At 36.8% G+C, this 24,582-nt stretch carries 18 protein-coding genes, 1 pseudogene and 1 riboswitch; of the genes and pseudogenes, 4 read left to right on the top strand and 15 right to left on the bottom strand.

Going from position 1 to position 24,582, the window contains the following annotated elements; translation table 11 throughout:
- Window positions 1-5 precede the first annotated feature (5 nt).
- The 12 genes from NLW78_RS02555 to NLW78_RS02500 all read right to left on the bottom strand — a co-directional run bounded on the left by NLW78_RS02555 (window position 6) and on the right by NLW78_RS02500 (window position 14,817).
- Window positions 6-1,736 (bottom strand): M28 family metallopeptidase, encoded by a 1,731-nt coding sequence (locus NLW78_RS02555; RefSeq protein ID WP_254495253.1) that lies wholly within the window; start codon window positions 1,734-1,736, stop codon window positions 6-8.
- Window positions 1,736-2,881 (bottom strand): M20 family metallopeptidase, encoded by a 1,146-nt coding sequence (locus NLW78_RS02550; protein ID WP_254495251.1) that lies wholly within the window; start codon window positions 2,879-2,881, stop codon window positions 1,736-1,738. Before NLW78_RS02550 ends, NLW78_RS02555 begins: the two co-directional genes overlap by 1 nt.
- The gene (locus NLW78_RS02545; RefSeq protein WP_254495249.1) at window positions 2,878-3,687 is read right to left on the bottom strand and encodes an SDR family NAD(P)-dependent oxidoreductase; all 810 of its coding nucleotides are present in this window, start codon (window positions 3,685-3,687) and stop codon (window positions 2,878-2,880) included. Before NLW78_RS02545 ends, NLW78_RS02550 begins: the two co-directional genes overlap by 4 nt.
- A gap of 105 nt (window positions 3,688-3,792) precedes the next feature.
- Window positions 3,793-5,235, bottom strand: coding sequence for a sodium:solute symporter family protein (locus NLW78_RS02540; protein WP_254495246.1), 1,443 nt, complete (start codon window positions 5,233-5,235; stop codon window positions 3,793-3,795).
- A gap of 130 nt (window positions 5,236-5,365) precedes the next feature.
- Window positions 5,366-6,046, bottom strand: coding sequence for a hypothetical protein (locus NLW78_RS02535; protein WP_254495243.1), 681 nt, complete (start codon window positions 6,044-6,046; stop codon window positions 5,366-5,368).
- Window positions 6,047-6,136: 90 nt separating this feature from the next.
- On the bottom strand, window positions 6,137-6,619 hold the full coding sequence (locus NLW78_RS02530) for an Lrp/AsnC family transcriptional regulator (RefSeq protein ID WP_254495240.1): 483 nt from the start codon (window positions 6,617-6,619) through the stop codon (window positions 6,137-6,139).
- 224 nt (window positions 6,620-6,843) lie between these two features.
- Window positions 6,844-8,583 carry an aminodeoxychorismate synthase component I gene (gene pabB / locus NLW78_RS02525; RefSeq protein WP_254495237.1) on the bottom strand — a complete coding sequence of 580 codons (1,740 nt, stop codon included), beginning with the start codon at window positions 8,581-8,583 and terminating at the stop codon, window positions 6,844-6,846.
- Window positions 8,580-9,167, bottom strand: coding sequence for an anthranilate synthase component II (locus tag NLW78_RS02520; protein WP_254495234.1), 588 nt, complete (start codon window positions 9,165-9,167; stop codon window positions 8,580-8,582). Before NLW78_RS02520 ends, pabB begins: the two co-directional genes overlap by 4 nt.
- A gap of 287 nt (window positions 9,168-9,454) precedes the next feature.
- Window positions 9,455-11,191 (bottom strand): PAS domain S-box protein, encoded by a 1,737-nt coding sequence (locus NLW78_RS02515; RefSeq protein WP_254495231.1) that lies wholly within the window; start codon window positions 11,189-11,191, stop codon window positions 9,455-9,457.
- Between the two features lie 66 nt (window positions 11,192-11,257).
- On the bottom strand, window positions 11,258-12,718 hold the full coding sequence (locus NLW78_RS02510) for an amidase (RefSeq protein WP_254495228.1): 1,461 nt from the start codon (window positions 12,716-12,718) through the stop codon (window positions 11,258-11,260).
- Between the two features lie 98 nt (window positions 12,719-12,816).
- Window positions 12,817-13,761 (bottom strand): ATP-grasp domain-containing protein, encoded by a 945-nt coding sequence (locus NLW78_RS02505; RefSeq protein ID WP_254495224.1) that lies wholly within the window; start codon window positions 13,759-13,761, stop codon window positions 12,817-12,819.
- The gene (locus tag NLW78_RS02500; RefSeq protein ID WP_254495221.1) at window positions 13,762-14,817 is read right to left on the bottom strand and encodes an LLM class flavin-dependent oxidoreductase; all 1,056 of its coding nucleotides are present in this window, start codon (window positions 14,815-14,817) and stop codon (window positions 13,762-13,764) included.
- 87 nt (window positions 14,818-14,904) lie between these two features.
- Window positions 14,905-15,011: riboswitch (SAM riboswitch) on the bottom strand.
- A 192-nt stretch (window positions 15,012-15,203) separates the two neighbouring features.
- Between NLW78_RS02500 and NLW78_RS02495 the strand changes: the two genes are divergently transcribed.
- Window positions 15,204-16,139 carry a GNAT family N-acetyltransferase gene (locus NLW78_RS02495; RefSeq protein WP_254495219.1) on the top strand — a complete coding sequence of 312 codons (936 nt, stop codon included), beginning with the start codon at window positions 15,204-15,206 and terminating at the stop codon, window positions 16,137-16,139.
- A 146-nt stretch (window positions 16,140-16,285) separates the two neighbouring features.
- The gene (locus tag NLW78_RS02490) at window positions 16,286-16,789 is read left to right on the top strand and encodes an NUDIX hydrolase (protein WP_254495217.1); all 504 of its coding nucleotides are present in this window, start codon (window positions 16,286-16,288) and stop codon (window positions 16,787-16,789) included.
- A gap of 657 nt (window positions 16,790-17,446) precedes the next feature.
- Here NLW78_RS02490 and NLW78_RS02485 read toward each other — a convergent pair.
- The gene (locus NLW78_RS02485; RefSeq protein WP_254495215.1) at window positions 17,447-18,769 is read right to left on the bottom strand and encodes a short-chain fatty acid transporter; all 1,323 of its coding nucleotides are present in this window, start codon (window positions 18,767-18,769) and stop codon (window positions 17,447-17,449) included.
- Window positions 18,770-18,958: 189 nt separating this feature from the next.
- Here NLW78_RS02485 and NLW78_RS02480 point away from each other — a divergent pair, with 189 nt between their 5' ends.
- On the top strand, window positions 18,959-20,329 hold the full coding sequence (locus NLW78_RS02480; protein WP_254495213.1) for a hypothetical protein: 1,371 nt from the start codon (window positions 18,959-18,961) through the stop codon (window positions 20,327-20,329).
- A 131-nt stretch (window positions 20,330-20,460) separates the two neighbouring features.
- Window positions 20,461-21,039 (top strand): annotated as a pseudogene (locus NLW78_RS02475) (peptide-methionine (S)-S-oxide reductase); the annotation flags it as partial.
- Window positions 21,040-21,089: 50 nt separating this feature from the next.
- On the opposite strand, the gene cydC reads toward NLW78_RS02475, so the two are convergent.
- Together cydC and cydD are read right to left on the bottom strand one after the other, a co-directional pair.
- A complete protein-coding gene (cydC, locus tag NLW78_RS02470) occupies window positions 21,090-22,805 on the bottom strand; it encodes a thiol reductant ABC exporter subunit CydC (protein WP_254495212.1) in 1,716 nt (571 codons plus the stop codon).
- Entirely contained in the window at window positions 22,802-24,523 is a 1,722-nt protein-coding gene (gene cydD / locus NLW78_RS02465) for a thiol reductant ABC exporter subunit CydD (protein WP_254495210.1), read from the bottom strand. Before cydD ends, cydC begins: the two co-directional genes overlap by 4 nt.
- Window positions 24,524-24,582: the final 59 nt, after the last annotated feature.

Raw genomic sequence — 24,582 nt, 5'->3', positions numbered from 1 at the left:
CCAATTTATGATTTTTGAATAGATATTAATGTATTTTCAACTGTTTTAATTGCTTGTTTTAGTGAATAGTTTATGCGATTCACTCGGCGTTTCAAATGGGTTATCGTTTCAAAATACAAATCACTATTTAGCTCTATATCTTCTAGAGTCGTGATTTTATTTAAAGATGGAACAGGTGATTGCTTCATGGCTGGATCATGATCGAACAAATCGCCTGATACATAGTTTAATGGTACAAGTAACCTTGATAACTCCAGTATCGTTTCATTAGCGAGTTGTTCATCTGAACTATTCTTTACATTTTTAATAACATCATGGAATTTGGCTGTTAAGTGTTCCAACTCCTGTAATCTAGCGACTGTAAGAGATAAATCAAACTTATCTCCATACTTCTCTGAATACTGTAAAACTACTTCTTTGATTTCCCTAACCCCTTCTACCTGGTTTATAGGTAGAATGCGCTCTGTTAGTGCTTTGTATAGAACTTCTACGTATATTTTACAATCACGTTCTAAATTATTTGGATCGATTTTATCTAGTGTATCTTCGGTTGTATGCCACCACCAACCAAATCCTCCCCCACGACCAGCGCCAAATAATTGACTAAAGGCTTCTGAGGCAGGGTCATTGGATTTCGGTTGTTCTGATAACCCCATGAACAGTGAAGGGGTACCCGTTCCCCAAAAAGATTGGTCCCCAGCTCTACCGTATCGTGAACCTTCAAAGCACTCTCCTGTTTGTGACTCTATTACTTCCTTAGCTAAATCAACCATTTCAGCCATGCTATTTCCTTCTGATATGATAGAGGCATTTTTCGCCCCTACAGAATCGATGTTTACATGTAATACACAGTTTTCGTGTAGGTCTTCCCAATTGTCATCACAATAAGAAGCAGATCCAGCATATCGCCCGTGGGAATGTCCTGACCAAAACGCGAAACGTACCGATCTATGAAGATCATTTTGATGTTCAGATAGAATGCGCGCTACCTCAACCATTGTTGCATTCGCAGTCCCATTATCCATAACCCCATAATGCCATGAATCAATATGTCCACTATATAGGACAAATTTTTCTGGTTCTACTCTTCCTTTAATATCTGCAATTAAAGTAGGTATCTTTCTCCAGCCAGTATCAACTGTCGTCTTTAAAAAGGCCTTAGTCGAATTTTCACTCACCTGCTGCTTAATTTGTTGACCGTCATCATAATTAACAGACAATACTGGAATATTCGGTAGTAATTCTTTTGTATCTGGTGTCGGATTACCCCAAACAGGTGATACAATCATTTCATGTGTATATTTTGCATTTATGAAGAGTGCAGCGATTGCACCAGCTTTCTCTGCCTTTTGCACTGCTCCAGGAATGGCTAAGCCATCTATTAATGCAATTTTTCCCGTTAAATCTCCAAATTTAGCGTCTGTCATTGATCCGGCATATACAACCTCTGCGGTAACTCCCTCATCATTAGTGGGAACTGCCATTGAATGAGTAATACTTTCATAGCTTTCTCCATTTATCATTAATGATGAGTCACCGGGTAAACTAATATAAGCGTCAGTAAAAAACAATTCCGTTTCCAATCCATAACTTGTCAGCTTTTCTTGTACGTAGTGAAAGGCACGCAGTTCTTCTTCCGTTCCAGATAATCGTACTTCCTTAGAAATATTTTCTGTATACTCCATTAAACGTTTTTTGTCGACTTTATTTACTATATGATCTGTTGCTACTGCCATTACTTCTCCTCCTTTAAAAAATGGTTTATTAATAGAGCAACGAGAGCACTTCGCTTTGGCATTTCTGATACATACAAATGTTCATGCTCTGCGTGTGCTCCATCCCCTACGGCACCTAAGCCATCTAAAGTAGGAGCAATCGGAGCAGTAAAGTTACCATCACTACCTCCACCTGTAGCCTTTTCAGTTAATTCAAAACCTAATTCATCTTTTGCCAATTGTTTTGCAATATTAGCTAAATAAGCTACTTTTTCTGATCTTTCAAAAGGAGGACGATTTATTCCACCATTTACTTCTACTTCTACCCCTTCAGTAGTCGGTTCGATTTCTTTAATAAGAGGTAACATGCGATCAAATTCTGATTGATAGCGAACTCGTAAATCGACATCAGCTTTTGCACTTGCTGCGACTACATTGGACGTAGTACCTCCTTCAACGACACCTACATTCACTGTAGTACCTTTATCAAAATCGGTAAGACTATGAAGGTATGTAATGTGGGAGGCTAGCTCGCCAATGGCACTTTTCCCCTTTTCTGGATCAATACCCGAGTGTGCAGGCGTCCCTTTTACGTTTACTTCAAATATTCCAACACCTTTTCTTTCTGTCTTCAGTGAACCTTCTGTTGACATCGCCGGTTCTAAAACGAACACCGCTTTACTCTTTTTAGCTTCCTCTTCTATTAATTTTTGTGAAGTAGGGCTACCAATTTCTTCATCACTATTAAATAAAAATACGACTTTTCCCGCTTGTTGGTTCAATTCTTTTAAAGCATGTAACGCAAAGACACCCTGAACTAGTCCACCTTTCATGTCAAAAACACCAGGACCATACGCTTTCCCGTCCTTAATTTCAAAAGGCTTCCGTTTTATGTCTCCCTCACGCCATACGGTATCAAAGTGGGCTAATAAAAGTATTTGATCATCGCCTTCTCCCCATGTGCCCTTTACATGGTTTCCATATTGCTCGTTTTGAATAAATTCAGCTTTCCCCCCTGTGTACTGTTCAAAAAACTTGGCAATTTCTTTGGCGGCTTGGTCTGTTAGCTTTTTGTCCAGGGAAGGAGTCTCTAACTCTACGATATCTCTTAACCGCTCTACCATTTCATCATGTTTATTTGTTAATAACTCTAGTACTTCATTCATTGATTTAACCCCTCTTTCTTTTTCGTTTGAAAAACACGTCCTGCAGTATAACCTCCATCAACGAACAGGGTCTGTCCTGTAACAAAACTCGCATCCTCTGAAGCTAAGTATCGTACTCCATTAGCTATTTCCTCAACACTACAAGTTCTTCCCATCGGAGAATACGAAATTTTCTCTTCATGTTCCTTAATTGCTTCCTCAGTTACGAGTGTATTTTGTAATGTTTCAGTCTCTACTAGACCTGGAGCTAAAGCATTTACACGTATGCCATACTGAGCCCATTCAATTGCTAATGTTTGTGTTAACATTTTAAGCGCAGCCTTAGACGCTGAGTAATGGGCTACCCCAGGGCGAGTAGTTATACTAGCCGATGATGTAATGTTAATGATATTACCTTCAATTTCTTGATCTACCATGTAGGTGGCTACCTGTTGACTTAAGAAAAAACTACTTTTGAGATTCAAGTCCATTAACCGATCCCATTCATCTTCTGTAATATTCAGGGCATCTGTAGACGGGTATATACCTGCACAATTTACTAATATATCAATTGTCCCAAATGTACTCAGCGTATGGTCATAAATAGTTTGTATGACTTCAGATTGTTGTAGATTACAAGTTAAATATGTAACATGGTCACTATTATAAAGAATTGCAAACTCTTCCACTGCTTGGTTCAGCTTTTCTTCGTTTATATCTACGAGAACAACTTTTGCACCTTCTTTTACAAACATTTCCGCAATACCTTTTCCAATCCCACTAGCACTTCCTGTAACAATGGCAACTTTATTATTAAATTGAGACATGAAACCTGCTCCCTTCCACAACAATACTGATATTGAACTAAATGACAAAGACAAGAACCACCATAGAATCAAGGAAATCCTACGTGGTTCTTGAATTTAGATATGTTAAGCGGCTTTTTTATCTTCTTTCGTATCTCCGAAGAATGGTCGTAACGATTCTTCCGGAACTGGTTTCGTAAACTTACTTACTACTAGTAAAATGATTAGTGAAACAAGTACACCAGGAATAACTTCATTTAATCCAAACGGTTTTCCAATAAGGAAATACACCAATACAGTTGCCACACCACCTAGCATAGCGGAAATAGCTCCTGCCTTCGTTGCACCCTTCCAGTTCAATCCGACTACAACGATAGCAAAGAAGAAACTCGCAACTAATGATGCTTGTAACATTACGATAAACTGAACCATATCAAACGGCTTAATCGCAAAGATTAATGGGATACAAGCTAGAACAATAACCGCCACTCGATTGACACGCATTTTTTGACGGTCTGTAGCGTTTGGCTTAATCACCCCGAAGATATCATGGGAAACCCCAGAAGCCGATACAATCATGATTCCAGAAACGGTACTCATAATAGATGCTAATATAGCAACCATTAATAATGCTCCGACTAGTGGAGGAAGTACATTGATTGCCATTACAGAAGAGGCTGCATCACCATTTCCTAGAACCGGGAAGATTGAACGCATTGCCATACCACCTAGAGCAACGGAGATAGCAACAATCGCCTGGAAAACAAATGAGAACCCAATAGCTAATCGAACTGTTTTTTGGCTTTTTAACGTATACATTCTGGCTAATTCATATGGTGCAATGGCCATGGATAAACCAAACGCTAATCCAAATCCAATTAAATCCTTCACACTGAAATGCCAACCTGTAATACTTGCATCTAAGTCGGTTAACAATGTTCCTACATAGCCAAATCCACCTGCTTGTGAGAATAAAAGTGGAATAGCTGCAAAGAAACACCCTGCCATAATAATGGCTTGTACGAAATCGCTGTAACTCGTGGCCTTCATACCACCTTTTAATGTATAGATCATCGTAATACCAATCGTAATAATGGCGCCCCATATCATCGGTATGCCGAAGATTGTATTCATTAACACGCCACCTGCTACATATTGACCAATTAAATAAACGGTATAGGCAACGATAATAAGAACTGCAGCGATAACTTTTCCAGCCTTACTGTTATATCTCGCCTCAACATAGTCTGGTACCGTAACACCATTAAAGCGCTGAAACTTTGGTGCTACCCATATGGCTGAAACAACCCATCCAAGCCATAATCCTGGCCAAAACCACATAAAACTAGCACCTGTTAAGTAATGCACACCCATCGTACCAACGAACGTACCGGCACTCATTTGAGTGGCTGCAAGTGCTGCTCCACCAATCAATGCGCCAATTGATCGATTTGCTACTAAATGGTCCTCACTCGTTTTATTTCCTCTACCTGACCAAAAACCAATACTTAAAATAACTATGAAATATCCGATTATGACGTAATAAAACACAGGACTTATTTCAAACATACAGTCTCCCCCTTTATATTTTCAAAGTCGTATTACTCCTCTTCTTGTGCGTTTTTCTTAAGAGCCCAAATAAAATATCCTGAGATAAAAACAACAGCATAAATCACTAATCCCCAAAAGCTAAATCCCATTATGCAGCCACCTCCATCTCTTTTTTACGTTCAGCTCTGAACCAACTAACGAGAATTCCAACTAACACTACGAAGATAATACCGGAGATGACGCTATAAGAGTTAAACAGAGGTGTTGGTTCCGGTCCATAGATATAATTCACGTGACTCGGTACATTAATTAAGTGGTTCGTCACTTCCCCTTCAGCTGTTTCATTTTGAACAGGAAATGAATTTTTGTGAATGTAATTTCCCTCTGGAGCTACAAAATTCACATTTACGACTGCGCTTTCACCAGCTGTCGGATACATCGGAACTACAATCGGTGTCTTAAATTCCCCTTCGGACGAGTGAACAGAATAACCAATGACATATTGCAAATTATCAGTTGAAACATCCGCAACTGTCACTTCCAGCTTATCAAGTACTTCACCCTCATTTAGTTGGTAGTCTAATGCTTCCCCGTTAGCGGTAAATGTTAAATCACTAACCATGTCTGCATCTACTAAACTGTGATTAATCACTCCATCAAGACTAGAACTGTTTGAAATCGTAATGACTTCCTCAACGTAGTAACCATTATCATCTGTTACTGTGATCGTAATGTCTGCTTGATCAAGTAGTGGGTCAACACCATCAGCATGGATACTAACACTTAACAATAAGAAAAAAGTTAAAAATAAAAGCACAGTTTTCTTCATCCCAAATCCCTCCATTGAAAAAAGTTTTTATTAATAGATTTCATTAATAACAAAATTTTAAAAGTTTTCAGATTTATTTAAGCAAAAAAATTAGGGGAGGTTAACACCCCAGTCGTATGATTGTTTATGTAACTCTAGTATCATAGAAGAGTCAGTCGATAGAATTCCATCAATTTCACTCAATTCTTCCTTCATAATTCTGTATAACTCTTTATTGGAAGACGTAATAATTTGGACGTATAAATCAAACGCTCCAGTTGCTGCTGCAACAAAACGTACTTCTGGAATTTTTACGAGCTTTTGAACCACTTCATCTAATTTATTTAATTGAACCTTTAATCCAAACATCGAAACAGATTCCATCCCCGTTTTGAATGGGTCTACAACACCTACAATTTTCATAATCTTGTTTTCTATTAAACGTTGTACTCGATTTCTAACTGTTCCCACCGTTATTCCTAGTTCTTCGGCAATCTCCGTGTATGAGCTTCTTCCATCCCTTTGAAAGAAGGCAATAATTTTTTGGTCTAGTTCATCAATTCTTACATCTTCTTTTTCTAAATGTTTATTCATATGAAACCCTTTCCTACTAAAAAGATTACATTAATGATAATAGAGTTTTTTGAATTTTTCAATATAAATATTGCATTTTTTTTATTTTTTTGAATTTACATTGTATTTTTTTCAATATATGGAAGTTGGTTTTAAAAAAATAACAATTTGATCATTTCTCACAAAAATTATCCCTACTACTCTAAGTAGTAGGGATAATAGATTACCCTTTATCAAACATTGCACTACATATTTAAGAATACTTCAGTCCATCCGCGAACACTGTTAATGTGCCATATACGGTCAAAAGATTGAAGTTCTTGAATTGAAAATGTTCTTTCTAACACGATTCCTGCGTTCATTTGCGCTTGCCGAAAGGTTCCAGGAAGTAAACCATCCTCAACAGGTGGAGTATAATAGTGCCCCTCTTTTTCAACAACGATATTTCCATTTATAAATTCGGTTATGAAGCCTTTCTCATTCCAAAGTAAGGTATCATAATATCGGTCATCTTTGTGCGGCTCATATATGGATCGGTTTGTCGTCTTATGATAGAGAAACGGATCTCTTCTGTCGACTGGACTTTCCGCAATTCGAACTTCTTTCTTCTCATTTGATAATGAGATAGGATGGGCTTCTACTTTAACCTCACCATCTTCTGCAACTAATAACCTTACTTTACATGTTTCATCACTCGTTTCATCACGGAGTTTGCATAAAGCCTTAACTATCTTTTCTTCCTCATAATCAAATTGAAAATATTGCGCAGATTTTTGTAGTCGTTCAAGATGAAGTTGTAACAATGTATAGCCCCCGTTTTCAAGCAACATACTTTCTAAAAGATAAAATGGTTGACGAGGCACTGTCGAAAGAATTTTTCCTTTCGTAATCATTTCCTCAAATTCCCCATTTGCATTAGAATCCCACGTAATCCCACCACCAACTCCGTATTCCGCTTTTTTCGTATTATGATCTATCCATACCGTTCGAATTGGAATATTAAATATAGCTTTTCTTTCAGGTGTTATGTAACCCATTGAGCCACAATATACCTCTCGTGGAGAATCTTCCAGTTGGTCAATAATCTCCATTGTACTTATTTTCGGTGCCCCTGTAATTGAGCCACATGGGAAAAGTGCGGTGAATATATCTGTAATTGATGTCATATCGGTTAAGTCGGCCTCTATGGTTGAAGTCAGTTGGTGGACCGTGGGATATGTTTCAACTTCAAATAATTTCGAGACATTGACAGATCCAGACTTGGCGATTCGACCTAAATCATTTCGGATTAAATCGACTATCATTACATTTTCAGCCTGCTCCTTTTGAGAAGTCGTTAATGACGCTTTTAATTGTATATCCTCTTCAAAGGTAAGCCCTCGCTTTGTTGTACCTTTCATCGGTTTTGTAACAATACGGTTGTTTTGAACTGCGAAAAATAGTTCAGGTGATGCGGATAATATGCTAAAATCCCCTAAATTTATATAACTACTGTAATCACCTTGTTGAGCATCCTTTAACTGTTTAAAGTAAACATAATCATCTTCTTCGAAGGGGACATTTAAACGTGTCGTATAATTAACTTGATATGTGTTGCCATTTTCAATCTCATCATGGATTGTACAAATATCCTTCTCATATTTTTCCTTCGTTACATTCGGAGTCCAATTAAAAGATGTATTTACCTGTGATGGTGTATGATCCTCTAATTCGTCGAATTCCCGATATATACTAAAGGATAAAAGTGGCATAATCGGTTTTTTCTTCGTTTTCATTTTTGAATGAAATGCTGGAGCTGCCTCATAGCTGACATAACCTGCTGCAAAATAGCCTTGCTCAACATATGATTCCACTTCTCTCATTTTAGGACGAACCTCTTCAATCTCCCGCGCCTCAATTGTTGCAATTGGATTGGAAAAAACAACTGGAACATTCTCGTTACGAAAAGGATCTCGAAAATGAAATTCCATATAGCCTTGCTTCATACTCTACTCTCCTTTCGAACCAACCTATTCATAAAGTTTTGCAGGAGGGTTTGTCCATGTTCTGTTAAAATAGCCTCGGGATGAAACTGAACACCTGCAATAGGCAGTGTATTATGTTGTAGTGACATGATTTCTCCCCGTTTTGCACGTCCTGTAACGTAAATTGGACTTTGAACAGATGAGGAATGGGCTACTAAGGAATGGTATCGAGTTACAGTTAGTGGATTTGGTAACCCGTCATAAATCCCTCGCTCATCATGATAGACGAAATCCACCTTTCCGTGCATTGGTTCGACCGCCTTTGTGACTGTACCACCAAATGCTTCAACAATAACTTGGTGGCCTAGACAAATACCAAACAATGGTTTTTTTCCCTGAAAGTATTGAACTACGTTAAGGCAAATACCCGCAGTATTCGGTTCACCTGGACCTGGAGATAAAAAAATAGCCTCGGGATTTAGTTTTTCTATTTCACGAATGGTAATCTCGTCATTGTAATATACAACAACCTCTTCCCCATTTTCTTGTAAATATTGAACAATGTTATATGTGAAAGAGTCATAGTTATCAATCATTAAAATCATGTTGTTCCCCTTCTTTTACAAAGATAATACAAACATATTCATTATAACGGATTTGCGAAAATTCATCATTTTTTGTTGAAATTGAAAGAAGAATATTTCCCGGGAAACGAGATGCTAAACAACTTGTATTTTCCAATAAAAAACGTCGTAATCAAATGATTACGACAATAAACGGTTATGTTCAACCTATTACAAAGGTATAGTATCATCAAGTCCCCATTTTGTAATCATGAACGTAATTTTCAGCAATCACGTATCCTGCTTACATACACAGAAGATTATAGCCCTTACCTTTTCTTTGGTTTAAACGTGAACAATCGTTTCAAACTCTTTTTCTTAGACGCTTTTTTCTTTTTGCTATAAATAGCAAAGGTGTTCTTACCTTCATTTTTCGCCACGTATAATGCTTCGTCTCCCTCTTTTACTAGCATTTCCATCGTTTTATGTGTATCCTTACTTCCATAGAATGAAATGCCAATACTCGTCGAGATATGAAGAGTTCGTTCGCCAATTTGGAATGGTTGTTCCATAGCTGCTATGATGCGATCGGCAACATGAATCGCATCTTGACGGTTTTCAATTTCCGGTAATATAACTTGGAATTCATCTCCACCCATTCGAGCTACTGTATCTTTTTCGCGTACGCTTTTTACAATTCGGTTTGAAAACTCCATTAACACTTCATCACCGACATCATGCCCGTACGTATCATTTATTCCTTTAAAATTATCACAATCTAGTGCAAAAAGAGCAGTCATTTGACCTCTCCTTGCTGTTGTTTGTAACGCTTTTTCCAAACGATCTTGAAACAAGATACGATTCGGCAGACCCGTTAATTCATCATGTAATGCCATTTTCTCTAACTTCTCTTCTTGTTCTTTGCGAATAGAAATGTCTCTCGTAATGGTCACGATTTGATCAAGTTCCCCCTTTTCATCTAGTACAGGTACCCCAATGGACTCAAACCAAATCGCTTCGCCTTTCTTCGTTAACTTACGATGTTCAATCTTAGTAGGTTCTTTCGATACATTTATTTGTTCCAGCCATTTCTGAACTTTCGACATATCTTCTTTATGGATAAATGAAAGGATTGATTTATTAACAAAGAACTCTGGTGAAACGCCTAAAATGTTCTCATGGGAAGGAGAAGCATATCTTATGAAGCCATCCTCATCTAAAATTCGAATTAGGTCGGTAGAGTATTCAGCAATAATACGGTATCGTTCCTCGGTTCTACTTAGCCGGTCCTCTAATTCCCTTAAACTCGTTATATCTTTGTAAACAGCAATACCACTAACCATGACTCCATTTTCCATAACAGGGGCATAGGAAGCTAACATTTCAATAATTCGACCATTTTTAGCTTTTCTTTTGGAGAGATGATTTTCAATTATCTCTCCTTTTTGTAATTTGCTTAGAATAGACGGGAAGTCTTCCCTTTCTTCAGGTGGCACAATAGTGATTGATTGGTCCATTAACAATTCTTGTTCAGTCCATCCTAATATTTCAGTGAAACGATTGTTGACAGAAATAAAGTGCCCTTCTGCATCGAATGTAATAATAACGTCGGCAGTGTTATGGTAAATTAATTCTAAGTGTTCATTCATTTGTTCTATTTTTCTTTGATTATTCACCTCTTCGGTTATCTCCCGAGAGACAGATATGATATTTGTGCAAATCCCATCATCATCAAAAATAGGTGTAGATGTGGACTCCAACCAACCAATTCTTTGTTCACCATCTCTCCAAGGAAAGAGCATTTTTTCTTTATATTTAACAGGTGCTCTTTTTTGTATCGCCTCTTTATATTTAGCTGTAATTTTATCTGCAGATTCCTTTGGCATTAAATCGTAAATAGATTTACCACTATAATCCTTCGGAAAGCTTAACGTATTGATAGCTACCTCGTTAGTAGTTACATACGTAAACGTTTCATTTTGTTCAACCTCAATGAGAAATACCATTTCAGAAAGATTATTAAAAATGAAATCTAAATATTTAAAGTTTTTTATTTTTGAAAGCATATTTCTTTTCCTCTCTAATTTAAATAGACGCTATATTACCAAAGTATCATTTTTGGTTCTATTTTACTAGTCATATATTCCTATTATCATTTTTTTCAAAAATTCTTTTTTTAATTCCCGCTGTAATTCTTGATGCTTTTTCTTCCAAGGCTGAGCCCGCTCTAATTGTGATGCCACTTGAAATAATAAATGATCTTCCCCTATTCGTCCTGTTAGCATAGAGCCTATTGGCACATTACTCGACGACCAATATAAAGGAACGCTCATAGAAGGTTGTCCTGTGACATTCGCTATAGGTGTAAAGCTACAATAATTCGTGAAATTATCCAGCATATCATGAATTGGATCCCTTTGGTCTTGTAAAAAACCTATTGAAACGGGGGTTGTATTCAGGACAGGGCTCAATAGTAAATCATAAGATTGGTAATACGAATTAATCTTTCTTGCTTCTTGCTGTAATGCAATTCTTGCTTCCTCATATTGAAAAGCTGTTAGCTTTTGCCCATATTGGTATACATTAAAGGATAGACGTTCAATTTGTTCTTCACTCAACTCTTTTCCTGCTAAGCTTCCTAAATGCTTCACGACTACAGATCCACTACCAAGCCAAACTGTAATAAAGTGTTCCGCAAATTGTTCAAACTGAAATGACGGAGCTGCATAATCAACTTCGTGTCCGAGTGATTGTAACAAATTAGCCGTATGCCTGATTGAATTCTTCGTTTCATCGTCTACGAACACTTTTTCATCCCAGTCGTATGTTACACCAATACGGAGTTTTTTCGGTGGTTGATTTACTGAGGACAAAAAAGAGTGTTCCTTTTTAAAACCTGGATATGTATCAAACCTGCCTCTTCCTTGTATGACATCTAGTAAAGCAGCACTGTCTCGTACAGATTTTGTAATTGCATGGTTTACACTTAAGTGATTTACATAATCTGAATAGGGGACTTGTCCTCGGGATGGCTTAAACCCAAATAAGCCACATGCAGAGGCCGGAATTCTAATGGACCCTCCCCCGTCACTACCGTGCGCAAATGGTGCAAGTCCTGCAGCAACAGCAGCCCCTGCCCCACCACTTGATCCTCCAGCAGATAGTGAGGCATCCCAAGGATTTTTTGTTGGACCAAACAATTGTGGTTCTGTTGTCGGTAAAAAGCCAAATTCAGCTGTGTTTGTTTTCCCTAAGAAGATAATACCCGCGTTTTGAAATCGCTTAACTATTTCATCACTCTCTTTGGCTATATAATCTTTTAACATATGTGATCCAAATGTAGTTGGATGCCCTTTCACCGGATTTAAATCCTTAATAAAGGTTGGGACCCCGGCAAGCGGACTTGTTTTATAGTCAACATGCTTGGCCACCTGCTGAGCTTCTTCAAACATTGTATGAACCACGGCATTAAGAAGGGGATTCAATTGATGTATTTGTGCAATGTAATATTGCACTACATCGTAAGTTGATAGTTCACCCTGTTTGATCAAGTTGGCTATACCTATTCCGTCTAGTTTTGCAAATTCATCCATATGAGACATTATCCTCCTTACCTTCACCTATTTGTTATCTTATCATTAATGCTTAATAAAAAAACATCCTACCTCTGATGGTAGGATGTCATATAGTATTAAACATTTTTTAATTCTTCACCTAAATATTTCGCTAATTCGAGCATTCCAAATTTACCTGCTTTTGCCTCTGCATCACTATTATAGTTTGTATTTGTATTGATGTCGTATGTGAAAATTTGACCATTCTTATCTTGAATAAACTCAATGCCCGCCACTTGAATGCCATTTGCAGCTAACACTTTTTCATACTTTTCAATAATTGGACTGTTGAAGTCTTCAACTATTTGGAATTTCGGCTTTGAAACTTCTTGCTCTTCCGGCTCTTCCCCAACTGGACAAAACAAGTCATCAATCGTACATGCGTCAGCTGGACATAGTTCGAAACCTTCTGACGTATCTACTCTTACCGCATAAACAAATTTTCCTCCGACAAATTCACAGCGAGTGATATATGATTCAGGGGATTCAATATATTCCTGAATCAATGTAATTCCATCTACAGGTTCTTCAAAACTTGGTCCGTTAATATATTCTTTCAATGCAGCGACTGAATGAAATAATTGTACACCCAATCCTTTACCTGCCCTATTATGCTTCGTTATAAACGAACCTTCAAATGATTCCGCTGCTTTTACAATCTCCTCTTTTCCAACCGCAGCAACGGTTTTCGGCGTTTTTACACCATATTTTTCAAGTTCAATATATTGAAGGACTTTGCTTACTTCTAGTTGCAACGCACGACTTCCGTTTATTACTTTTCTACCGTGCGTTTCCAACCAGGCTAGAACAGAACTCGTTAATTCAGGTGCAAAACGGTTACCACGGGTATGAGATGACGCACTCATTCGACTGTAGAACACACCTTCAGGAGGTTCAGCAGTTAAATCAACTGTACCGCTACTTAATAACCACTCTTCATAAGGAAGGTTTAATTCTCTTAATCTATTCGTCAAATGTTCTGTCCACTCTTCGTTTTCATGAATTACATAAATTTTACTCACTTAGATCACCTCTTCGTTTTTTGCTTTTAATTGTTCTACTAATGGCATAACTTGTTTTGAAAAACGTTCCATTTCTTCCAGTTGCGGAGAGAACTGAAGCAATAACAAGTCCACTCCTGCTTTCTCATATTCTACAATTCGCTTTGCAATTTGCTCAGGTGTTCCTACTAACTTAGGGCGCAAGCCTCTATTTGAAACAGAATAATCTTGTAATTGAAGCTTCTGTTCAAGTTGTGATTTTGTTGTAAAATCTTTAAATCCTGCATAACCGCTAGCATCTTTTACGTCGGTTATTCGTGCTAACTCTTCCTGTGCCTCTTCCTCAGTATCGCGGCAGATAACATACGCAGCCATACCAAAACTATGGAACGGATGTTGCCCTGCTTCCTGTCTCTTTACTCTCATATCTTCTATTTTACTTTGAACTTCATCTATTGTGCCACCGTGCATAACATATGCATCACAATGAGAAGAAATCACTTGCTTACCCTTATCACTTTCCCCACCGGCATAAAGAATTGGGTTTGGATTTTGAACCGGCTTTGGAGAAAGTTTAGCATTTTCTATATTGTAAAACTTTCCTTTATATGAGAATGTATCTTCCGACCACATTCCTTTTAACACTTCGATAAACTCCGTTGTTCGGTCATATCGCTCATCATGCTCTGTAAATACTCCATCGTACTGCTTAGCCTCTTCTGCCCACCAAGCTGATACAACATTTAAGGTAAATCTTCCTTTACTAATATGATCAATGTTTGCAGCCATCTTGGCTGTTACGGCTGGATTATGGAATCCCGGACGGACCGCAGTCATAATTTCAATTTTTTCTGTTACCGCAGCGAGGCCAGCAGCAGTAGACCACGCTTCCAGTGAATCCTGTTCTGGACCTTTAATATCATTTAAATATAATTCCGCAATTAAAGTAGTATCATAACCCCACTTTTCAGCGGATTGTATAACATCCTTTGCATATTCAAAAGTTGGTGGCATTCCCTCATCATCAACGTTACGTAACCAACCACCGAAAATAGGCAACCAAAATCCATACTTCATAAGATGTTCACTCCTAGTAAATGTATTATGATAATAAATAAAAAGCTCTCTTCCTATAAGAAGAGAGCATATGTATAGCTTAGACTCTTCTTATCTCCCAAGCGAACGCTTGCTGGAATTGGCACAGTATTCGACGGACGAACCCGCTGCCGAGGCTTCATAGGGCCATGTCCCTCTGCCTCTCTTGATAAGAAATTGATTTATAAATTGTTAAAGTATTATAGTGATAATAATCGAAATTGTTTTTGTTGTCAATCAATTTCGATTGGTTTAGTTGGAATTACAAAAAAGCTGCTTCGTGTAATACGAACGAAGCAGTTTACTTTAAGAAGCAATCATAGCTAGGAGAAAAAACGAATATAGAAACGAAAGGAGTTGATTGGAAAATGGACTTAAAAATTTTACTATTAACTTCAAACAATTACGCAGAAATTGTAAGAGAGCAAAAATCAGAATTGCCTGATTTAGAAACCATAAAAAGGTATGAAGAAAAATGTTCTAATGAAACACTTTTGTATAATCTAGGAGTTATAACTCCAAATGGAGAATTAGTTGGGTTTGGAAGGTATGTCTCTGGAACGTGGGATCCAATACTAAAGCCAGGATATGTTGAGGTTACAGTAAAAGTCGATAAAGAATGGCGTAATAAAGGTATTGGTAGTTGGATTCTAGATGAAATTGAAAACCGGGCCCATAAAAATAATGCAAAGGCTCTTCAAACTAATATACAAGATATAAAAGAAATGGATATTGAATGGGCTAAAAAGAAAGGCTTTGAGATAACTAATCACACATTTGAATCCCAATTGAATCTATCGTCATTTGATATGAGTCAATATGATTCTGTTTGTAAAGAGTTAGAATCTTCAGGAATTCGTTTTACTAACCTCGCTGAATATCCCCAGAATGCGGACTCCAATAATCGTTTTTGGGATTTTTGGTGGGAACTCGTTACTGATGTGCCTGGTATGCAAGAGAAACCACGTCCAGATAATGAAAGAATGATTAGCCTTGCAAAAGATTTCGATAAAAAAGGGTTTATTTTAGCTGCTGATGGAGAGCAATGGGTAGCTTTATCTATGATACTGAAAGAAAATGATGACCTCTGCTATAACTCTATGACTGGAGTTAAAAAGGAATACCGTGGTAAAGGACTTGCTTTAGCTATTAAAGTAAAAGCAATTGAATATGCTTTACATCACAATGTGAAGTATATTAGAACTCATAATAATTCGAAAAACTTACCTATGTTATCTGTTAATAAAAAGTTAGGCTACAAATCAAAACCTGGTTTTTTCGGGTTAATGAAACCAATTAAATAGCGATTAAACTAACCTCAAGAGACGAGCGCAAATGCTTTGGAGAATATTGTACTAAACGTATATAAAGCAATAAATCTAATGATGAATGAGAAAAAGTTATTGCACTAAAGAGGCAGGTTAATGGAATAAGATTAAGAGGTGAAAATTTGAATTTTAATAAAATTCTAGAAGAGCCAAAAATTAAAAATTTCATGGGCACCATTCAGAGGGAAGCAGTCAGAGCTATTTTAATTACTAACAATAATATTCTACTAGTTCAATCAAATAGAGGGGACTATAAATTTCCTGGAGGCGGAGTTGAAGATAATGAAAGCCACTATAATGGATTGATACGAGAAGTGAGAGAAGAAACTGGTTACATTAACTGTATTGTCAAAGACAAGGTTGGCATAGTAATTGAACGGAAAGTTGACGAATATGACAATAATGTATTATTCCAGATGACTTCGCACTATTACTTTTGTGAATTAACAAACGAAGAAAAACTCACTCAACAATTAGATGATTACGAGTCCATACTGGGGTTTACTCCAAAATGGGTATCCTTGGATGATGCAATTAAGCAAAATGAAAATCTTATAAAAGAATTTGAGAAAAATAGTTGGTTGAAGCGTGAGACATTCGTTTTGAAAGAAGTGAAAAATAGGTAAGGTAGCAGGTGATAATATTCCATAAACGGGGGCTATTCTTCAAGAAGGAGAATGGCTTTTCTTGTTCAAGTAAAGGGACAGTTATGTTGAAGAAAGTCACTGAATTTTCTTTGTGCTAATATATATTTAAAATAGGTTGCTTGGAGGAGTTAAATTGGCATTTTATTTTCTTTTATATTGGCATTTTCTTGTGATGATTATGTTGGTGTTGCTTTTAAGTGGATTGATTAGTTTTTTATTTCCTCGTTTGAACATTATTCTTTTCGTGCTAATGAGCGGCTTTATAGGCTATTTATATTCGGTGATTATAGAGGTTAAGGACATTGCTATTTTATCAATCATTGCAAATATTATCTTTTCTCTAATCGCAGCTGGATTGGTTAAATATATTTTTTATCTTAAACAGAAAGCAGAAAATCTTCAGTAGTTTTTATAGAAATTGAAGTCAGTTTATTTCGCTATTGGGGGCTTTAGTTGAAGAAGACAATAAAAAGAAACGCTCAGAGATTAAAAAATCTGAGCGTTTTTAGTGCCAATTATAATGTGATTTTCATTGCTATTTCTGTTTCTAAATATATTGCGTTTTAACCGACTATTTGTAATTTTGTACTCCAAAACAGAACGGTTTAGTGTAATACGAAGCAGCTTTTTCTATGATTACATAAACAATAGCCCAATAGTGATAAATACTCCACTTATGACCATGACAATGAAACAAAATCCCATAATATCTTTCGCCTTTAAGCCTGCAATAGCTAGTGCTGGCAAAGCCCAAAATGGCTGAATCATATTTGTCCAAGCATCTCCCCACGCTACTGCCATAGCTGTCTTCGCATAATCGACACCTAGATCCTTTGCCGCTTCTAACATAATAGGTGCTTGAACCGCCCATTGTCCTCCACCTGACGGAACAAAAAAGTTAACAATACCAGCACTAATAAAAGCAAAGAATGGGAAGGTAAATTCATTTGAAAATGTAACAAACCATTCTGAAATTTTCGATGCCAGACCAGAGGAGACCATCATCCCCATAATACCCGCGTAAAATGGGAACTGAATGATAATACCGCTAGCACCTTTAACAGCGTCAGTAACACTATCAATATATTTCCGCGGTGTCCCGTGTAACAATATACCTAAAAACAAGAAAATAAAGTTTACAATATTTAAATTTAAGCTAAAGCCATTTGCGAAGAAATATTTAATGATAAACCATAAACCTAATAATCCGATAATCATGGACAGTAACCAACTATTTTCTACCCGTTCAGCTGGGGTACGATTCTCCACCTTTTCAACAGTTGCTGCTGTTGGACTATCATCAAATAATGACTTATCTACATATACTGCAGTTTCTGAATTCATCATGAAGCGATTTACGATTGGAATAACGATGAAGAGTGACAATACGATGAAGAGGTTAAATGTTGAAAAAATCGTTTCATTTGTTGAAATAATCCCAATCATTTCACTTGTAAAGTGACCTTCCGTTGCAATGGTTAACGGCACTGACCCTGCTAAACCGCCGTGCCAAACTAAGAAACCACTATAAGCACTGGCAATTAATAGACGATAATCTACCTTATCAACTACTTTTGCTAACTCTTTTGCAAAAAGGGCTCCTATAACAAGTCCAAACCCCCAATTGATCCAACTGGCTAAAAGAGAGACGAGGGTAACCACGATAATGGCCTGACCAGGTGTCTTTACAAAACTTGCTATAAAGGCTAATCCTTTTTTAAATACGGGACTACTCGCTAAAACATATCCTGTTACTAATACGAGAACCATTTGCATGGAAAAGGTTAATAAATCCCAAAAGCCATCCCCCCAATATTCCACCATCTCTACTGGAGTGCTTCCTACAACCACTATTCCCATCAGAAATACAACAATGGTTAAGATCACAACAAATAAATAAGGATCAGGTAAATAGCGTTGCATGACTGCATTTGATAAATTCGTGAAACGTTTAAGCATCTAATACCTCCTTTTAAAGTCATACTCCCAACGCTTTAAATAAAGCGCTTACATTATAAGTTATATTTACATAAAAGACTCGAAATTCCTTCTTTTCATCTAACTTTCATTGTATATATCAATATTTTCTTTATTCAGTATGATAGAATATGTTTCAATAGAAATATATCAAAAGGTAGAGGTTAAAATATGACTAGCACTGAATTACATCCTATAAGCCGTTTATTCGGTTTACTATGTTATATAACAACAACGATGTATTTATTTGAAACACTATCCCCTAATGAAACAATTGCATACACGTACAGTGTATTAAGTGCTTTATTGCTTGGGGTAGCTTTTTTCTATATCTCAACTATTAACAAAATAATCGTTTTTGTATTATTACTCATAGGAACGATTTGTATCTATGTTGAAAACATGACAATCCAGCAGGCTATTCTTGGGTTTGGAGAAAACATTAAGATACTTGCTCTCTTTTTGTTAATCCCTTTAATTGGCATCTTTATGAAGACAGCTGGTTATTTGGACGCACTGAAGTCTGTCGTACAAGCAAAACTAGGAGAGCAACACCCATATCGTTTCAGTTTTATTTTAACGGCGTTCATAAGTGTTTTATTAAACTACGGGTCAATTGCCATTGTGAAACGGATAGCAGAAGAAAGTTTATCAAACTACCAGAGTAAGAAATTAACGTTAAACATTATGCGGGGGTTTGGAGTAAGTATGCTATGGTCTCCTTACTTTGTAAATGTTGGTCTTGTATTAATTGTCTTTCAATTGTCATGGTTTCAAATTGGAGGATACGGTTTTATCATGGCAACTGTTTATATTATGATGACTTGGTTGTTCTTTAAAAGGGTTCAGTTTGACAATGACCCCGACATCACTGAAACGGACCAAGATTATACTGAACGACTTTCCATGCTTCCATTCATATTGTTTAGTGTTACATTAGTAGGGTTATCCTTTATACTAGACGTACTTCTCCCAGTCAACATGCTCACGATTGTTTGTATTCTTGCACTCATCTTTCCGATTTTGTGGGCACTCGTTACGCATACAACATCTTCTTATCTAAAAGAAGTTTCCGAACAAGTACAAACATCTTTTATAAAGGTGAAAAATGAACTAGCCGTATTTATTAGTGCTGGATTCTTTGGGCTTGCCCTAGCGCAAACGAATATTGGAAACACAATTGCGGATTTTCTTTTAACAATATCCTTTGGATCTATATATCTTATAAGTCTACTCATTGTTATCATGATGATGGGATTGGCCCAAATCGGTATACACCCGGTTATCATTATCGTCGGTATTGGAAGTGGGATAGCACCAGAAAGTTTAGGGGTGAGTTCAATCTACATGGCACTCTGTCTCTTAGTTTCGTGGACAGTAGCAACCCAAACTTCGCCTTTTTCAGGACAGATTCTCCTTACGTCTCGACTGTTAAATCAACCTGCTCGTATATTAATTAAACAAAACATGCTCTTCGCCTTAGTAGTCGGTATGATATTAATTACAGTTTTATACTGCCTTCACTTTATAGGTTTGCTTTAATTGATCAGATTACATTAAAGGGTATCCCAAGTGAAACATCAGATTAGATTAAGGGGGATAAAATGAAAAACTACAATTTAAAAGGTGATGTTGAAACTGCAACATTGGGAATGGGATGATTTTGGGGAGTAGATGCTCGGTTCGGGCATTTAAAAGGTGTCGTTCAAACTCGGGTTGGTTATACTGGGGGCTCAACACCGTCCCCAACGTATCGTAATATAGGAGATCATACAGAATCCATCCAAATTCAATATGACCCTGGTTTAATCACTTTTGAAGATATTTTACACACATTTTGGGGGAATCATAATCCATTACGAAAACAACAGTATAAGGGTAAACAATACATCTCATTGCTTTTAATTCATAGTGAGCAACAAGAAAAAACGATAGCTAAACTAAAACGTGAATGGGAAAGCCGGCTAAATGGAACGATACAAACAGAAATGAAACCTTACAAAACCTTTTATATTGCAGAAAACTACCATCAAAAGTACTTTTTAAAACGGTATCAGAAAGCTGCCGAAACTTTACGCACCATATTTCCTGACGAAGAATCGTTTACAGATGCAACAATTACAGCACGGTTAAATGGATTCGTAAAAGGTTATGGAAGATTGAATGATATAAAAGAAGAAATTCGGTATTGGGGACTTGAATCTAACAGGTTGAACCAATTGTCTGCTGTATTAAATAGACTTCGTTGGTAATAAACTATCTCTTTTTACGCGAAGTAAGCTAAGTCCAAACGAGACTTAGCTTACATGAATAACTCTTTTTCAATTTGCTTCATTTCATAAAAATATCCTTTCCTATCCATCAATTCCTCGTATGAACCACTTTCAACAATAGTATCTTCATCCATAACGACAATTTTATCCATTCTTTCTAATTCTGTTAACCGATGGCTAACGAAAATGAGCGTGTCATCTTTAGCTTCTTTAAATATATGTTCAAAAATATGATGTTCATTTACTGCGTCTACAGAAGACGTTGGTTCATCTAATAACCAAAGTTGTCCTCCTTTGAGCATCGCTCTGGCAATAGCTAACCTTTGCTTTTCTCCTCCTGAAAGGTTTTCGCCTTTCTCTTCTACAACATCATCTAAAGAAATGGTATGTAAACGAACCTTTGATAGTATCAAGTTCATTTCCATGTCGGTTAACCCATCTTTTGCTAACAGTAAATTATCTCTAACTGTTCCATGAAAAAAATGATTTTCTTGCAGAACGACATTCGCAAGTTCCCAAATTGATTCTTCATTTACTTTTTGAATCGGGGTGTCGTTAATTTTTATTCCCCCTTCCTCAACGGTATAAAATTTGAGCAGTAGCTTTAGCAACGTGGATTTTCCTGATCCACTAGGTCCCACTATGGCAACCTTTGATCCTGCAGGAATATGAATTGACACTTTCTTTAATGTACTTCGCCATTCCCCTGGGAATGTTAAAGAGAGATTGTTTATTTTTATGTCTACAGGTTGAGTTCGGTCGAGATGAACCTTGTCCATGTTACTCTTTTCTCCATCCCGTTCTATTCCAGAAAACAGTCGTTGCGCAGCATGTTGATTATCTTGAAAGTAGATGGGAAATGAAGCCATTGGAACAACTCCTTCAAAAACGGTTAAAGATATCATAACTAACATTGCTAGTACCATACCGCTCAAATCACCATTTGAAACAAAATATACGCCTAGACTGAGAACAATCCATGCGATTAGTAAAGAAACAAAAGAATTGATGGACTGGCTATATAATTTATTGATTCCTTCACGCTCTTGTTCTTCAATATAATGATCTGATAACTGTTGTAATTGTTCACTTCTTTGTTCTAATTTCCGAAAAATCTTTAAATCTCGAAAGCCATATAAAAATTCCGTAATCTCAGTAGATAACTTTCCTCTTCCTTCCCGAATATGTTGATCAATTTTTTGTTGTCTTAAAGTAAATATTGCCGGCACAATGATGACCGTAAAAACTAATCCAACAAATAAAACGGCTGCAACTTGTATATTTACGAAAGCTGTAAAAAATATGGTACTAAAAAAGACCATAACTAAAACGAAAGGTGGATACAAAACCCGTAAAAATAAGTGTTGTAAACTTTCAACATCACCAACGAATCTAGAAAGGAGATCACCACTCCGATACTTTTGAGATATTCGCAAAGCAATCGGTTCAATCTTTTCAAAAAATGTAACACGTATATTACTTAACATTGTAAAGGTGGCACGGTGGGAAAAGTATCTCTCGGCATAGCGGCTTACCGCTCTAGTAAACCCAAGCAGTTTTACCGTAGCAATTAAAATAGACAATGCAAAGATCGTAGGGGTTATAGCTGCCTTTGAAATTAAATAACCACTAGAAGCAAATAGTCCAACAGCAGTTATTCCTGCCATATATCCAAATAGGATTGTCAAAATAATATCCTTTTTTTCCATCATCGTCACCTTTATAACAATGATTAATTCTTTCATGTTGCTTTCCTCCCACCTCTCTGAAGCGATATCATTTCCCTATATTCTGGAACAGACTCTAAAAGCTCCTCATGGTTTCCTTTTCCAACCAACTCACCGTTTTTCAAATATAGAATAACATCGGCATCTCGTATCGTGTGAAGTCTATGAGCGATAGTAATCATAGTGGCATGCTCGGCTAAAATGTTAATCGATTGTTGGAGTATTTGCTCCGTATAAAGGTCAAGACCTGTAGTTGGTTCATCAAATAAAATTAGAGATGGTTTTTTTAAAAAGGCCCTTGCAATGGCCAAACGTTGTTTTTCTCCACCGGAAAGTTCTCTGCCTGTCTCCCCAATCTTTGTAGCAAAGCCTAGTTTGAATGATTGAACCAACGGTAGTATACCGGCCCGTTTCGCTGCTCCTGCAATTTCATCCATCGAAACATCACCTTCTCGGCCAATGGCAATGTTTTCAGCAATGCTTCCCGCATAAATATAAGGATTCTGTGATATATAGCTAATGTGGCGAAACCATTCATCTTCTCTATAATCAAATAATGATGTTCCATTTACGAGAATGTGACCGTAATTAGGTTTCAATAAACCAGATAGTAAGTGCATTAAAGTTGTTTTTCCTGCTCCACTTTGACCGACAATCGCAACTCTTCGGTTGGAAGCGATATGAAAGCTTATATTATTTAACGCTAATTGTGCATCATCATATTGAAACGTAACTTGGTCAACTGTTAGTGTTGGCGGCAATGCACTTTTTACTAATTCCTTATCTCCCCATTGGATTTTATCTTCTGTTACTTCTAATTCACGTAACACTTTCTTCGCAGCACCTAAACTCGTTTTCCCATTATGGAATGCACTTCCCATGTCCTTTAAAAGATTAAAGAATTCTGGTACTAATACGAGAATAAAAAAGGCAGCAAAAAACGAGATATTTTCAAAGATGATAAGCTGAAGTGCGAGTTCCAACGCTACAATCCCTATACTTAACATTGATATAAGTTCCAACATGAATGATGAGGCAAATGCGACTTTTAAAATTTCCATCGTTCCATCGCGAAATTGAAGGCTATTTTTCTCAATGACTGTTTTTTGCTGATGCGATTGATTAAATAATTTTAATGTAGTAATACCTTGCAGAATATCTAGGAACGTGCCTGAAAAAGCATTTAACTGTTCCATTTTTTCTTCTGATTTCTTTTTCGTTTGCAAACCAATAATAACCATAAATAGTGGGATAAATGGTGCTGTTATAAGTAAGATCCAAGCTGAAGTAGTATGTTGCGAAAAAACGACCAGCCAAATACAAACAGGTATGACCGTCGTTTGAATCATTTGTGGTATATATTGACTAAAATACCCTTCCATTTCATCTATTGCATCTAGCACAATACTTACCTTTTCACCGGTTTTATTCCTAATCGACATTTGCATAGGACTACTTACATAATGCCGGAATAACTGTTTTCTCATCTTTCGCTTTACTTCTGCTGCTAATTTCACGCCTTTTCTTTTACTAACATAACTTAAAAATATTCGTATTGTTAGTACGCCAAAAAGCAAGCCTAAATACAGTAGTAAATCAGAAAAATGACTCCCTTGTAAGAAGGCACTATCTATAATAAAAACAAATAAATAGGCTTGGCCTACAATCGCACAACCTGTTAAGACAGCTAACGCTAGCAGGATTATATAATGTTTTTTTTCAACGAACTCCTTCATTCCATTTCTCTCCTACTACAGATGTCCATTTTATCGTCTCTTCTTGTAAACATTACCTT

This window comes from Salirhabdus salicampi, assembly GCF_024259515.1.
Taxonomy (GTDB): domain Bacteria; phylum Bacillota; class Bacilli; order Bacillales; family Alkalibacillaceae; genus Salirhabdus_A; species Salirhabdus_A salicampi.
Note: the sequence above shows the minus strand (reverse complement) of the source record. Positions and strands in the feature narration are given on the sequence as shown.

Coding starts and splice junctions, on each gene's coding strand:
- NLW78_RS02555 (WP_254495253.1), bottom strand. CDS start 1,736: ATGGCAGTAGCAACAGATCATATAGTAAATAAAGTCGACAAAAAACGT.
- NLW78_RS02550 (WP_254495251.1), bottom strand. CDS start 2,881: ATGAATGAAGTACTAGAGTTATTAACAAATAAACATGATGAAATGGTA.
- NLW78_RS02545 (WP_254495249.1), bottom strand. CDS start 3,687: ATGTCTCAATTTAATAATAAAGTTGCCATTGTTACAGGAAGTGCTAGT.
- NLW78_RS02540 (WP_254495246.1), bottom strand. CDS start 5,235: ATGTTTGAAATAAGTCCTGTGTTTTATTACGTCATAATCGGATATTTC.
- NLW78_RS02535 (WP_254495243.1), bottom strand. CDS start 6,046: ATGAAGAAAACTGTGCTTTTATTTTTAACTTTTTTCTTATTGTTAAGT.
- NLW78_RS02530 (WP_254495240.1), bottom strand. CDS start 6,619: ATGAATAAACATTTAGAAAAAGAAGATGTAAGAATTGATGAACTAGAC.
- pabB (WP_254495237.1), bottom strand. CDS start 8,583: ATGAAGCAAGGCTATATGGAATTTCATTTTCGAGATCCTTTTCGTAAC.
- NLW78_RS02520 (WP_254495234.1), bottom strand. CDS start 9,167: ATGATTTTAATGATTGATAACTATGACTCTTTCACATATAACATTGTT.
- NLW78_RS02515 (WP_254495231.1), bottom strand. CDS start 11,191: ATGCTTTCAAAAATAAAAAACTTTAAATATTTAGATTTCATTTTTAAT.
- NLW78_RS02510 (WP_254495228.1), bottom strand. CDS start 12,718: ATGGATGAATTTGCAAAACTAGACGGAATAGGTATAGCCAACTTGATC.
- NLW78_RS02500 (WP_254495221.1), bottom strand. CDS start 14,817: ATGAAGTATGGATTTTGGTTGCCTATTTTCGGTGGTTGGTTACGTAAC.
- NLW78_RS02495 (WP_254495219.1), top strand. CDS start 15,204: ATGGACTTAAAAATTTTACTATTAACTTCAAACAATTACGCAGAAATT.
- NLW78_RS02485 (WP_254495215.1), bottom strand. CDS start 18,769: ATGCTTAAACGTTTCACGAATTTATCAAATGCAGTCATGCAACGCTAT.
- NLW78_RS02480 (WP_254495213.1), top strand. CDS start 18,959: ATGACTAGCACTGAATTACATCCTATAAGCCGTTTATTCGGTTTACTA.
- cydC (WP_254495212.1), bottom strand. CDS start 22,805: ATGAAAGAATTAATCATTGTTATAAAGGTGACGATGATGGAAAAAAAG.
- cydD (WP_254495210.1), bottom strand. CDS start 24,523: ATGAAGGAGTTCGTTGAAAAAAAACATTATATAATCCTGCTAGCGTTA.